Below are 14,327 nucleotides of genomic sequence, written 5' to 3' on the forward strand. Positions count from 1 at the left end.
GATGAAACAGACGCTGATCCCCTGTGTACTTATGCGTGGGGGCACCTCCAAAGCCGCCTGTTTTCTGGCGCAGGATCTGCCTGCCAATCCGGCGCTGCGCGATCGGGTGCTGCTGGCGGTGATGGGGTCGCCCGATGCGCGGCAAATCGATGGCATCGGGGGGGCTGATCCGCTGACCAGCAAAGTGGCGATCATCTCTCCCTCGACGCGTCCCGATGCTGACGTTGAGTATCTGTTCGCTCAGGTCAATGTGGATAAAGCCGTGGTCGATTACGGTCAGAACTGCGGCAATATTCTGGCGGCGGTGGCCCCTTTTGCTATCGAAAAAGGGCTGGTGGCGATACAAGGCGCAGAGACGCGGGTGCGTATCTTTATGGTCAACACCGGGCAAATCGCCGAGGCGCAGCTGCCAACACCCGATGGCGCGGTGGAGTATGAAGGAGATGTGCGTATCGATGGCGTACCTGGCTACGCGGCTCAACAGATCCTGAACTTTACGGATATTGCCGGTTCCAGTTGTGGCGCATTGCTGCCCACCGGGCAGGCAAGGGATCAGTTTGATGGGGTGGCGGTGACCTGCATCGATAATGGCATGCCGGTGGTTTTACTACGCGCCGCTGACCTGGGCCGTAGCGGGCTGGAGAGCCGCGAACAGCTGGATAATGACGACGAGTTAAAAGCACGGCTGGAATCGATTCGTTTACAGGCCGGGCCGCGGATGAATCTGGGCGATGTGGCACTACGCACCGTGCCAAAAATGACCCTGATAGCAGAACCGACTCAGGGCGGAGTGCTCTCCACCCGCACTTTTATTCCACATCGCTGCCATGCTTCGATCGGCGTGCTGGGCGCGGTCAGCGTGGCAACGGCCTGCCTGATTCCCGGTTCAGTGACGGAAGGGATCGCGCAACTCAATCCAGGCGCAGAGCAGCGTCTGGCTGTTGAACATCCGAGCGGGGAGTTCAGTGTGGTGTTACAACGCGATAGCGCTGGGAATGTTACCCGCAGTGGCCTGATTCGCACTGCACGGCTGCTGTTTATCGGAACGGTAGCGGTACCGGGTTCAGTGTCGCAGGGAGAAAAACATGACTAAAATCGCCATTATTGGTTTTGGTGAAGCCGGACGGATCTACGCCGAGGATCTGGCGGCGCAGGGTGCGCAGGTAACGGTGTGGGATAAAAAATTCCTCAGCGCCGAGGCAGATCAACTTAAAGCTATGGCGGGACAATGGCGGGTGTGTGCTGCGCACAGCCTGGCGCTGGCGCTGGAAGGGGCCACGCTGGTTCTCTCGCTGGTGACAGCCGCTAACGCCTTGCAGGTGGCACAACAGGCCGCAGCGCTGCTGCGACAGGGACAAACTTTACTGGATTTTAATTCTGTCGCGCCTGACACCAAACGCGCAGCGGCGCAGGCGGTGACCGAGGGCGAAGGAAGATATCTGGATGTGGCCGTCATGGCCCCGGTGCCACCCAGGCGGCTGGGCACACCGCTATTAATCGGTGGCACACAGGCCGCCACGGTTGCTGCGCTGCTATCCGGGCTGGGTTGCCAGGCCCGCGCCGCCAGTGAGGAGATTGGTACGGTTTCCGCGATCAAGATGTGTCGCAGCGTGATGATCAAAGGTCTGGAGGCGTTAACTACCGAGTGTCTGGCTGCCGCACAACGTTACGGTGTTGAAGAGGCGGTACTGAATTCGCTGCATACCAGCTTTCCCTCGCTGGGCTGGAATGACGCGCTGCCTGACTATCTTATCAGTCGGGTTGCGGAGCACGGTGTCAGGCGGGCGGAAGAGATGCAGGAAGTGGTGAAGACCTTACAGGATGTCGGGCTGGAAGCGCCACTTAGCCAGGCTATTCGCCAGGTCCAGGCGGAATTCCCGGCTCAGCTTAAATCGCATCAGCTGCAATATCAGGATCTGTTGCCGTTTAGCTGGCGTACGGTGCTGGCTAAGTTGTCATAATCGCACGGATCTGTAGTGGCGAGATTTATCGCGCTATGTTTTCAGCATCATCGCGGCGCAAATGCGCCGTTACACGCCAACCAGCCAGATCGGTTGCCCATTCGATTCCGTCGTCAGACCGGCATAGGTGTTTTTGAAGAGAAACCATGCCAGCGAAAAATCCTCTGTTGCGCGATCCGGATGCTGGGTTTTCCAGTAATCGCACAGCAAACCAAAAACCATTTCGACATCAGGCAAAATCAACCTGGTCACCAGCAGGTCACTGGCGAACAATGCGCGGAAGAAGTCGTGGTAACGTCTTTTGCGTGCCATGTCGAAATCAGTAAGTTGCAAAAAACGCGTGGTGGCTGGTGAAGCATAAAACTCACGTTCTTCCGTGCTCCATTGCTGCGATTCAGTGGCAATTACCGCATCGATTCTGTTTTGCAGCCGAAATAAAAATGCCGGGCCAGAAAGTTCATTCATAAACACCGGGCCAGCAAAGCGACTTTTGCTCCAGGTTGAAAAATCCTCCGCAGTCATTGGGTCGCTATTAATCCCTGCCAGACGCAGCTCCGAAGACTCCCCCGGTTGCACCAGCAAGATATCGTTAAACTGCTCAGGGGAGAGTGGGACAGGAGGGGCTGGCTCCTCTGCGGTTAAATGGCCCATACCCGCCGCGACAATCAGACTGATTGGATGATGGTCGCGGGTAGACATTAACGCTTGCGGTCTGATTAATAACAAGTGCTGCGCCTGATGAGGCTGCTGCCAGTAACTTAACGTACTGTTAAGCGAGTGTTGAAATTGATTTGCATAGGTCTGCATCTGTGCCACCTGCGATAAATTATCCGGTAGCGACAAAAATTGTTTAAATATATAGCTGTTATCGGGTAGTACAGTGGCGATCAAACGTAATTGATCTAATGCCCGCTGCCATAAGGGGTATGGCAGGATCGAACTATTCCGTTCAACGCGAAATTCCCATGGCTCGGCGAATAATTCCGGCGTGACAAAAGGTTGTTCATTGTAATGGCTGAAAAACATATTTTTCGCGATAGCATCCAGATGCAGGCCTGATGCCAGGTTATCGCCAGGCATGGGGAGGTTAGCCGGGGATCTGAACCACTCGATAGCAGTAATAATCCGGGCAAGATAAGTCAAACTGGTATCAATCCATGAAATCAGGCCAGCCGTGCGCAGTAATGTCAGGAAAGGATCATGCGTCACAAGATCATTCAAAGCGGTAAACAACACCTGTTTTTTCTTCAGATCCTTGAGGGTGTTATTGCAAATCAAATCGTCATAAAGATCATCCTCTCGCCATGCAAAGACATTCCAGTTTCGGTCATTAAATTCTATTGTTTCATGGATACGGTTTTGCAGCTCGTCATTCAGCGTGCGACCATGCCGCTTTAAATTGACATCGATATCAATCAGCCCTTCAGCATTGACCACCCGACGAAAGGGGATATGCGCCGTGATATTGCTAATTAAACGGTAATGCTCTCGCAGCGCGACCTGCTGACCTGACAACGCAGATTTTTGCTGTTGCCGCTGAGTGTCATTCAACACGGGTTGGAACTGTGGCAGTGTTGCTCGCGCCTCCTGAGCCAGAAAATATTCAATGGTGGCATTGAACAGCCATTTTGATGAAATGTGATCGGAAGTGCGAATGAGATGTGGCCAGTCGGCGAATCTGGCAGGCAGTGCCTGAAGCTCACCCTGCAAATTCAACATATAATAACTGGCCATTTGGTTTTCACTTTCGCTGAAAATAAACACCATTTTTCCGCTGTGATGTTGCAGCGCGTAAGGCGTTAATTGTGAGCGGGTGTTATTGCGTTCGTCAGCACGCTGTAGATACCGGTAGGGAGTCAAAATACCCTGACGGAGAAGTTGACTGGCTTGCTTATTACCTATCAGATGCCAGTGTTCCGTTGCATTCCCATTATGTTGCTGCCAGGCCACCGGAACAGATTGTTCGAAGAACTTCTGTGGCGAGAGATGCCCGCGACGCAGCGCGGCATAATCATCCTGCAATGCATGACGCAGGCTCAGCGCAGCCCAGATTCTGCTATGTACTGACTCATCTGTCAGAGAATATAAAATCTCACGATTTTCACCAAGAGTGGCATACAGTTGGCGTTCATTTCCATTAATAAAGCCCAGATAACACACGGCATTCATCGGGTCCCACCAGATGCCTCTAAAACCGGTCATCGGCAGTTCGCCGGCAAAAATGGTGCTGACACTGGCTCTTCGGGTTCTTAATTGAGACGCATCAGCAGGCCAGTCAGTATATTTTCCCATCACGTCGGTGATGGTGTCTGCAAGATAATGCACCGTTGAGATATTCTTCGGTTTTGTCAGGGTGCGCATTTTCCATTTATTAACGGCGGGATGTGATGCCAGTTTTATAATGCGCTCTGACTTGAGCTGCTCAGCAAGCATGTCATCCGAGCCAAAAAAGGGTAAATGGCGCATCAGCCAATTCATCATTGCATTCTTCGTGCGAACAAAGTCTGCCTCGTTGTGTATTGAGGTGAACTGTCGCAATTGATGACCAGCCTCAAGCGTCATCCAATCAGATAACGTGGTTATTATGCTGACATTATGGTGACTCTGGGTTACTGCTGGTGGTGTCACCGTGGTGAAATTAAATGTAACGCTATCCCTGATGCCAGGATCAAAACAAATCGCGGTCAGCGCTTTATCTGTCAGTGGCGTCGGCTGCTGGCGAAATGTGCCCGAGATGGGAAGAGGAAGGGAATAAGGAAACAAGATACCTTTTTCCTGATTGGCAATATTGAAGCCGATCGCTGCCACAGCCAGATCATCGTTATCATTCCTGCTCTTTGTCAGATACCAGGTTAAGCGCAAAGTGCCACGATCGCGTGCCACTCTGAATGGCTGCTCTAAGCTTGCTGGCATGGCGCTGGTCAGCAATCGCTGCTGGCTTTGTATCGCCGCCTGAACCAGAGCCTGCAAGTGCTGCTGTTGCTCTGCTGCTGAGGTAGCAAACTGGAGTTCAGTTAGATACGCCGCCAATTGCTGGCTGGCATTAACGCATGCCACCAAGTGCGCCTGTCTTCTGGCGGTATTTTCCAGGCAGGAAGCCAGACAATGGAGTGTATCTTCTCCGCTATGACGGCCTGGCAGTGTCAGCAACGCAATCTGTTGATGCGCGCTAAGTGGAATAATACCGGCATCCTGCATTGCGATGCTGAACAGTTTTCGTAATGCAACGTGGCTGGCACTCTCGAGCTGTAAGCGTTGCGCGATAATTGCCCCAAGACAGAGTTGCTGCACAGAAGACTCTTTTAAGCTCATATCCGCCATTTCTGTATCGATTACGGTTAAATAGCGAGCAAAAGCGAGATGATAATGAATAGCGGCGGTCATATAGCGGTTGATCGCCTGGGGTGTCACACCGTTGCTGACTTTTAATTGTTGCTGGTAACGCTTAGTTAAACTTCTCGCCTGGGTGGTAATAAAATTGCTATCCGTTAAATGTGTTAACGTCACCCCTGGTGAGTTGCATAGACTTTGCAGTTGGCGAAAGACAAATTCATATAAATCAATTGCAGATGGGTGGACCAACATGAAGATGTCGCTTAACAGTTTCAACAGCCGGTCTGTATCAATGACTACTCCTGAAGGCAGGTAACGTTGCAGGACTTTTCTCTGGCTGGCAACGAAATTTCCGCTGCTATCAATGAGAGTATTAATGATTGTTGCAGCGTCATTTTCAGCAATGTCTTCTGGTGCCAGCGTGGTAAATGTAAAACCATATAAACGCTCATGGAAAGGTCTGAATAAAAAATAGATAAATTTCTGCGCTATGACGTTTAATTGTTGCTGGTATTGGTAGGTATTATTCCTTATCTTCTCATGCTGCCAGCGTTCCGATGGCAAGATGATAACCTCAGTTAATTTCTCTTCTTCTGGTAACGGAAGCGGATAAAATGGATGCTCGCGAAATAGCTGGCGTTTAGAACGCTGCGGTGCTTCAGTAATGAAGTCATTTTTCAGGAAGGTAAACCGACTGCCATTATCAATTTGATAAAATTGACAAAATAAGAGTTTCGGATAGCTTACACAATATTGCAGCATAGCGGACTGCACCAGAGAGATAAAAATAGGGTTGACGTTTCCGCTAATAATAATTTTTAGCGCATCTTTCATATCACTCTGGCGTTGCTCATATTGCCAGTCGGCCAGTATTTTTTGTGTCACATCTTTAAGATAAGGCTGGAGATTCTGACTGTGAAGTTGAGGTGGTAAATATTCATGAATGCTCTTTAGCCAGTCAGTCTGTGCATCAGCACTGAGCCATTTATCTTCTGTATAGTTCGCCAGCACTTTCGCACTGTACTCTATCCGTGCGAAAGGTTGATAGATTCTTTCGAATTCATTCTCCATCCAGATTTGATGACGGATAAATTCAGCAAGTGACGGGAGCGCTTCATTGGGATGAATCTGACGATATTTTGCGCAGCGATAATTGAACGTTTCGATATTTGCACTAAATAATGTTATAGCTGTGGGACGTTCCCGAATTGTCTGAGTCATAGCCTGAGTAAAGTGGTTGATGACTGCGCTATGAAATTTTTCCTGTATGGCGGAATGCGTTGAGTATAAGGTGGTTTTCCCGAGTTTATAATGTATGTTTTGCAGAAGTGTTTTATGGTTGCGATTGATTTCCTTATCAGTCATATCTGAGTGTTGTAATAACGTTTCTATGTTCTCACTTAATAAAATTTGTTTCAATGTAAACAAGTAGTTAAACTGAAATGCCTGAAGATCACTTTCCAGAGTGCTGTTGATGGCTTTAAAGGATTGCCTGATGAGAAGGTTTTGATCGGCAGTTAATATCAGGTTGGAGATGGGAGCCATGCTGCTAAGATTATCATTCAGATAGTCAAAAAACAGACCGGCATTTAATGAATTTTTATTGGCGTTAAGGTTGTAATGTTGTTCAAGATCGATGATTTCACCAATATAATGCCAGACGGGGACGATAAAACTCCTGAAACAAAACATGGCCATTTCGTCATAGTTATCAGCGATCTTCCAGCCACCACTGTCGGCAGTATCAATAATCGTTTGAATGTCAGGGTTTTTTAGCATGGCGAAGAATATTTTTTGATAGAGTATTGGTTGTTTTTCATGAATGTGAAATATATTCGTCGTAATGTTTAGCGGTTGGGAATCATCAGCGTAGCAGGTGATGTTTTTTCTTGCTGGACTTGATAATATGTGATGTTCTTTTTCCAGTAATTCTTTCGCAGATGGTTTTATCCAGGGGTAAAATGTATAGGATTTAAGGCCGGACTTGAATTCTTTTATCTCTTTCTTCCCAATTCCAGCAGCCAATGGAAAAATAAATGTTTTCCCACTGCCGAAGCTAAATAATGGATAGATGACTTCTGTGGGTTTGGCCGCCAGACCTACACCTGTCAGAAAAACATCATCATAAGTAGATTTTAATTCTCTATTCAGAAGATCTATTTCCGATTTTAAATTATTTATGGATTTTTCTAATGACGGGTGCAATTTCAGGGCTGACTGAGAAACTGCTAGCTTATTGTTCAATGTATCTAGCTGTATTTTCTTCCTCGTTTTTTGTAAAAATAATTTTTTTAACGCTTGTTCCAGACCTGTTAACTTTTTCGCCAGAGAACTTATTAAGTAGGCATCAGATGCACATAGCACCCCCTGGAATACATTCTCCAGTAATGATGTCAGAACGATATCTTCATGCGGGACCAGCAAATCATCAACCATCTCAATGCAGCTATAAAGAGGGAGCTTTTCTTTAAACAGTTGCCATTTTCCTTTCCTCAGATCGCGCTCTCTGTCTGTCTCTCGTGAAGTATCTATTTCTTCTTTTTCGTAGGCTAGATATTCGTCACGAATATCTAGCATTTCTTTTTGTAGTCGCTGGATAGCGGCTGTCGAGTTTCCCAGTCTTTTTTCTGTGAACAGCGGGACAATCTCTTTTTCTGAGCGGGTGGCTTTGCATACAATGGCTTTAACAAACTGCAATCGTTCGGTGATATAATTCCACGCTTCTTCCGGCGGGCTGAGTAAGGATGTTTTGAACGCTTGTTGTTCATCGCAGGGATCCCAGAAAGGCTTGCCATCGTGAAACTTGTAATGTCCATCGAGAAATTCATTCGATAAACTGGCAATATCATCTGTTTTATTAATATTGAGTGAGATGATAGGAAGTTGTCGATGTATTCGGCTGGCTTCTATATTGGCGGCGAAAAATCGCTTCTCTTTTGTCAGCGTATGTTCAGCAACGAAAATCACGCCGCGTTGATAATGTTTTCGCGGATTATAGGCCGCTTGTAACATGGTTTGGGCATGAAATCTAAAAGATTTTGGCATGAACATGGTACGGATTTTTTGTATACGCCTGCTATCCAGTTCTACAATGCTAATGTTAACCATGGGATTAGTGAAAAAATTATAATTTGGGTCCATCTCAAACGCCATGCGGACCACATCTTTATACAACGATTTATGTTGCTGGCAGACCTCCTGATAAATTTTTTCATGGCTTTCTTTCAACTCATCACGCTTTGGATGTGGTCGAAGAACAAACAACGAGGTGTCATCTGATGTATACCTCCGCAATGAATAGGGCACCAGGTTCGGCAGGCGACGCCGTAATACATCTATGCCATCTGGAAAACTGCGAATGACCTGGCTTATATCCGTGCATTTGCGCAGGTATTCGACTTCATCATCTTTATCTATATATGGTTGAAAATTAACTCGCAGGCTTTCCCTGTCAAAATTTATTGGTGTAAAGACATTGACACCTTTTTCACGGTAAGCATCTTCAATAATATAATCGAAGGTTGGGAAAATAAGTTTTTCAAGTTTTACATCTTTCTCATGATAGTTAATAAATTCCTGATTAATACTGCTGGTGAAGTTCTCAAATAATTCTCTTACAGGGGATAACTTTTCAATGCCATCATAGAACTTACGTCTGCGCAAATAAAAACCATATTTTCTGCCTTCTTCTATGGCGAAGTCAAAGTCCTGGTGGTAAACATAATTGTTATCTGAATATTCTTTTCCCAAATAGTTCCAGTAATAATAACCTTCCTTCGATACAACATCCAGATTGCCTTTGTTATGATTATGGAACTGGATGAGATCGGGTGCGCATAATAAAACGATATAATTAATCAGTTTATCGACTTTAGTTAAATCAATTGCGCCAAATTCTTTCACCAGACGTGCTGATACAAATAAGCGTGTCTCTTTTAACGCGTCATTAATGGTTTCCTGTTTTTTCTTGCTTAGATTTCTCAGCCAGATTTGGTTAACTTCCTCTCCTGTTAGAAAAATGAGGCTGTTTAGGTCGAAGACCTCTTTTTTACCTTCGGGGGTGAGCAATACAGATAAAACATGTGTGAGTAATACCGACATCTCGGTGCGATCGTGTGGGCCGAAATTATCGATCTCCCATTTTTTCAATAACCTGCGGGCATGTGGAATGTTCAAATCGCTGTATTGATCGAAAATAAAATGACACAACTCATCAACCAATCTCAGGCCATTCTTATTCGAGGAGAGAAGTTCCTGTATCGCTCGTTCAATATCATAGCATGTCTTTTGTTGTCCATTCGGGTTTAGCTGGCTCAGGCTGGCGGGCCTGGCTGCATAAAATACGCTGTGGGTAAGATTATTGCTCTCACTATTTAACGCAAGGTCATTATCCTGCGCCAGGCTAGTAAACTCTGGTGGAGAAGAGAAATAACGATAAAGAGTGTAAGCCCCGGCTAATCCTATTGAGCTAATACCCACAATCGTTTTTACCACGCCTCGTGGGTGTGGTGCCAGTGCCAGTGTTGCACTTCCGAACAGCAGGGGGGTATTGACAGTTGTTACACTGGCTGATGCTGAATAATCGTGCGATTGTGTGTTTTGCTTACCTGCGGGCAAGAAAGAAAACACGCTTTTCAGTGACGTAATATTATTCTTCTCATCCCGAACCAAACGCGAAATATTATTTGTGCGATGAGGAAAAAGTGTCGTCAGCGGGTTGAACTCATCAATCATCTTAATGACACCGCCAGCAACCGGTGATATCAAGGTGATGGCTGACATCAGCCCCCTCTTAACACCTTCATTCACCAGTGCCGGGGTGAATAATCGGGACGAGATAAAAGACGAGAAAAAATTAAGTAATACTATTTCACGAGGAATGCGGCTGTCAGCATGACGGGTCGGGAGCGGTGCTTCTTTTAGTGCGCCACCCTGCTGTAGCACTGAAACCAGTTGCGAAAAAATATCCTGATTTACTCCGCAGGGTACGCCCCAGTTGATACCCGACAGCGAGAGGAAATGGTTAATGTAGTGATCATCTTCCGTATGCAATTGTGCCAGTAGCGGTTTTATGTCGCTCCGCTGCATAATCTGTACCGCGATGGCGATATAGAGATGATTCTGATAAGGGTAACTCTCATTGCGAAAGTAGTCTTCGTTTTTATTGGTCTGAGGTGTAACAGATGCAATCAGGAGGGATAAGTAATGATGGACCTGATTGGATAAGGGGATACAGGGTGCGTTGGTTATTGTCCTTAGTGTTCTCAGAGCGAAATTATAGCAAGTGACTGTCTGCTTTAAACAGGATTCACCTTTTGAAACAGCAGCAGAATGGAGATTGCAGTTCATCGGCAAATGTCCTTATTTGCAGTTAATATTCGTCAGGGCATCATTGTTCTCTCATCGATAACTATAGTCGGTTGATTTTTATTCGGCGGATGTTTTTAAAGACAGCGCGATTGCTCGCGCTGTTCCTGTCGATTTATTTATTCGTGATGCAGTACATCTGCGTGACCTCCTTCACGCAGAAATACCGGAATGGCACTGAGCGGAGCCGCAACCTTAATCCTTTGTCCTCCCTGATAGCGTTCGCCATTGCGGGCAATCCACTGGTCCCCGGCGGGCAACCAGATGTCGCGTTCACGCTGACCAGCATGCAGCACTGGCGCAACCAACAGGTCACGTCCCAGTAGATATTGATCTTCCACCTGCCAGCTTTCCGGCTGCTGCGGATAGTGATAAAACAGCGGGCGCATCACCGGATCGCCTAATTCGTGAGCCTCGCGCATCAACTGGTCGATATAGGGACGCAGCCGCTCGCGTTGCAGCAGACAACTTTTCATCAGGGTGAAATTCTCTTCCCCATAGCTCCACACTTCATTCGGTGAACCGCTATTGCACTGAGCGATGCCATCGCGCCATGCTTCATTCGGTTCAATCTGTGGCTCGCGGTAGCCGTGCAAACGCATCACCGGGCAGAACACGGCCCACTGGAACCAGCGAATCAACAGCTCATGGAAGGCGGGATCGTGAATATTGCCGCCCTGGAAACCGCCAATATCGGTGGTCCACCAGGGAATACCGGCCATCGCCATATTCAACCCGGCAGTGAACTGGTTACGCAGGGCATGAAATGAGGAATGCACATCCCCCGACCAGGCCAGCACGCCATAACGCTGGCTTCCTGCCCAGGAGCAACGCACCAGATTAACGATTTCTGTTTCGCCCTGTTGTTGCAACCCTTCATAAAAACCGCGGGCAAACAGCTGCGGGTAGATGTTTCCCACTTCCTGCACCGGGCCAAGATGGTAGCGATAGTTGTCAAAATCGTAGGCGCGGTATTCCGGTTCGGCCTCATCCAGCCAGAAGGTGCGAATACCCAGGTCATAGTAATTACGTTTCACTTCCTGCCAGACAAACTCACGTGCGGCGGGGTGGGTGGCATCGAAGAAGGTGGTATTACCCATAAAATCAAGGTTTACCGATACGCCACGTTCGCTGTTAACCAGCAGCCCTTTTGATTTCATCAGGCGATAGTTCTCGCTGCGGCTGTCCACCGTCGGCCACACCGAAACCATGGTTTCGATGCCCATTTCCTTCAGTTCCTGCACCATCGCGCCTGGATCCGGCCAGTCGCGGGCATCGAAGCACCAGGTTCCCTGGTTCGGCCAGTGAAAAAAGTCGATAACAATCACCGACAGTGGCAGCTGCAAACGGCGATACTCGTGCGCCACCGCCAACACTTCCTGCTGGGTGCGATAGCGTAGTTTGCATTGCCAGAAACCGGTGGCAAAGCGAGGCATCATCGGAGCCGTGCCGGTAGCCTGGCCATATTGACGGACAATGCCTGCCGGGGTATCGCCTGCCGTGATCCAGTAATCCATCTGGTCAGTGACCTCGGCTTGCCAGCGCGTGCCGTTCTTACCAAAAGTCACTTCACCAATCGCCGGGTTATGCCACAGCAGGCCATAACCGAGGCTGGAAACCATAAACGGGACGCTTGCCTGGGAGTTACGTTGCGCCAGTTCCAGCGTACAACCTTTCAGATCGAGGCAATCCTGCTGGTATTGCCCCATGCCGTAGATTTTCTCTTCGTCACGCGCTTCGAAGCGTACGCTCAACTGATATTTACCGCCAGGAATCGGACGAAAGCTACGCCCATCCAGTTTCAGGGCGCTGATGTATTTATCCTGGCTTTTCTCTGAGGCACCGATGCCGACGGTGCTGCGCTGACGCCAGAACTCTTCCAGCAGCAATTCCCCATGCTGGTTATAAAAAGCCAGCTGGCCACGCATGTTCAGGGTGGCGGTGATGTTGCCATTGCGCAGGCTGAGCGATTCATTTTCGCGCTGGATTTCAATCTCACAAGGCTGTGCTGGCAACAGCGCCCAGTCGTTGTCGATCAATTCCGGCTGGCAGGTGGCACGTACCCGCAGGCTGTTCGCTCCCCAGGGTTCGATAACCAGTGTCTGACGATCAAAGGTCCAGACAATACGCTGGGGTTCGGCACGTAATTCGCTCATGACAACTCCTGTGGTTGTAAAACGGCAGGTCCAGTGGCGGCAGGTTGGGCCGACACTTTGTTTTGGTTAATGGTACGCATCAGGGCGTCATTCAGTTTGTAACCCCGCATCGCCAGCGCACTGAGCAGCGCCAGCAGGCCGGGGATAACGGAAAATAACGCGACAATGGCGATCATGGCGGAGGATTGCTGATGTGCCGCCTGCGCGACATAGCCGCTTAACCCCAGGGTCCAGCCGACAATGGCCCCGCTGATGGCCATGCCCATTTTCAGCACCGCCAGCAGGGTGGAGAACACGGTGCCATCCAGGCGTTTCCCCTGACGATATTCACCATAATCCACCACGTCTGACATCATCACCCACATCAGGGTGGTGGTGACCTGGTAGAAACTGGAGACGATAAAGGTCATACCGACCAGTAATATCAGGCTGGCAGGGAGAAATACGATGCTGATACTGAGCACGCCGCACACCATGGCGCTGAGGGTAAAGGCGGTGATTTTGTTCAGGCGTCGCGTAAGCAACTTTGCCAGCACGCTGCCGACGCTTTTGCCGACGATATGCGCGGCCAGCAGCCACATAAACAGGCTGGCATCACCCAGAAAATAGGTGACGTAGTACATCATGGCACCCAGTCGCACCACGCCGAAAGAAATGTTGCAGAACACCAGCAAGGCGACCACGCGCCACTGGTCATTACGCAACAGGTCACGCAGGTCCGTCAGAAAATGGCTATGGCTGGCTGGTGCACTGACGCGCTCACGGGTATTGAGGAAACAGACAAAAAACATCAGCGTAGCCAGTGTCGCCATAATCGACATCGCGGCAAAATATCCCTCCAGCTTATTGCCGCCACCCAGCCAGGTCGCCAGCGGAATCATCAGAAAGGTTGACATGGCACCGCCCAGGGTAGCGAGAAAGAAGCGCCACGACTGCAATGAAATACGCTGATTATCATCGGAGGTGATAATCGCCCCCATCGAGCAATAGGGGATATTGATGGCGGTATACATCAACATCATCAGGCTGTAGGTGACGGCGGCGTACACCATTTTGCCACTGAGCGACAGGCTCTCTGGCACTGCATAGATAAGCATACAACTCACACCGAATGGCACGGCGAGCATGAGTAGCCAGGGCCGGAATTTGCCCCAGCGAGAACGGGTACGGTCTGCCACCATGCCCATGGCCGGGTCGATCACCGCATCGGCCACGCGTGCCAGCAGGAACAGGGTGCCGACAAATACCGCAGGCAGGCCTACTACATCGGTATAATAAAACGTGAGGAAAATAATAACGTTATCAATAGCGATATGGCTGGCCATATCGCCGAGTCCATAACTGATTTTCTCTTTAATCGTTAAGCTTGCTTGCATAAAGATTCCCGCCTGTCTTTGAATCGCTTAGGGTCAATGACACCCTCCCTGGCTCCGACGCTTAGTTATAGAAAGTGCGGTGCAGCGAGACAATTGCGGGATTTCTTTCAGGTTTTATGTTTTTTATTTTATGT

At 48.9% G+C, this 14,327-nt stretch carries 5 protein-coding genes; 2 read left to right on the forward strand and 3 right to left on the reverse strand.

Going from position 1 to position 14,327, the window contains the following annotated elements:
• The first annotated feature begins 1 nt into the window (after position 1).
• Together AC6I8X_RS20715 and AC6I8X_RS20720 are read left to right on the forward strand one after the other, a co-directional pair.
• Positions 2-1,093: a 4-oxalomesaconate tautomerase gene (locus AC6I8X_RS20715; RefSeq protein ID WP_497841323.1), complete on the forward strand. Its 1,092-nt coding sequence runs from the start codon at positions 2-4 to the stop codon at positions 1,091-1,093.
• The gene (locus tag AC6I8X_RS20720; protein ID WP_313687896.1) at positions 1,086-1,961 is read left to right on the forward strand and encodes an NAD(P)-dependent oxidoreductase; all 876 of its coding nucleotides are present in this window, start codon (positions 1,086-1,088) and stop codon (positions 1,959-1,961) included. Before AC6I8X_RS20715 ends, AC6I8X_RS20720 begins: the two co-directional genes overlap by 8 nt.
• Before the next feature lie 69 nt (positions 1,962-2,030).
• Here AC6I8X_RS20720 and AC6I8X_RS20725 read toward each other — a convergent pair whose 3' ends face one another.
• The 3 genes from AC6I8X_RS20725 to AC6I8X_RS20735 form a co-directional block, all read right to left on the reverse strand.
• Positions 2,031-10,643 carry a hypothetical protein gene (locus AC6I8X_RS20725; protein ID WP_497841324.1) on the reverse strand — a complete coding sequence of 2,871 codons (8,613 nt, stop codon included), beginning with the start codon at positions 10,641-10,643 and terminating at the stop codon, positions 2,031-2,033.
• A 137-nt stretch (positions 10,644-10,780) separates the two neighbouring features.
• Complete coding sequence (locus tag AC6I8X_RS20730) at positions 10,781-12,817, reverse strand: glycoside hydrolase family 31 protein (RefSeq protein ID WP_497841325.1); 2,037 nt, start codon at positions 12,815-12,817, stop codon at positions 10,781-10,783.
• The gene (locus AC6I8X_RS20735; RefSeq protein ID WP_497841326.1) at positions 12,814-14,193 is read right to left on the reverse strand and encodes a glycoside-pentoside-hexuronide (GPH):cation symporter; all 1,380 of its coding nucleotides are present in this window, start codon (positions 14,191-14,193) and stop codon (positions 12,814-12,816) included. Before AC6I8X_RS20735 ends, AC6I8X_RS20730 begins: the two co-directional genes overlap by 4 nt.
• Between the last annotated feature and the right edge of the window lie 134 nt (positions 14,194-14,327).

Source organism: Pantoea sp. X-Soil-TKNS-1280, from assembly GCF_059730475.1.

Bases quoted from the DNA above. Each gene is read 5' to 3' on its own strand.
- AC6I8X_RS20715 (WP_497841323.1), top strand. From the start codon at position 2: ATGAAACAGACGCTGATCCCCTGTGTACTTATGCGTGGGGGCACCTCC.
- AC6I8X_RS20720 (WP_313687896.1), top strand. From the start codon at position 1,086: ATGACTAAAATCGCCATTATTGGTTTTGGTGAAGCCGGACGGATCTAC.
- AC6I8X_RS20725 (WP_497841324.1), bottom strand. From the start codon at position 10,643: ATGAACTGCAATCTCCATTCTGCTGCTGTTTCAAAAGGTGAATCCTGT.
- AC6I8X_RS20730 (WP_497841325.1), bottom strand. From the start codon at position 12,817: ATGAGCGAATTACGTGCCGAACCCCAGCGTATTGTCTGGACCTTTGAT.
- AC6I8X_RS20735 (WP_497841326.1), bottom strand. From the start codon at position 14,193: ATGCAAGCAAGCTTAACGATTAAAGAGAAAATCAGTTATGGACTCGGC.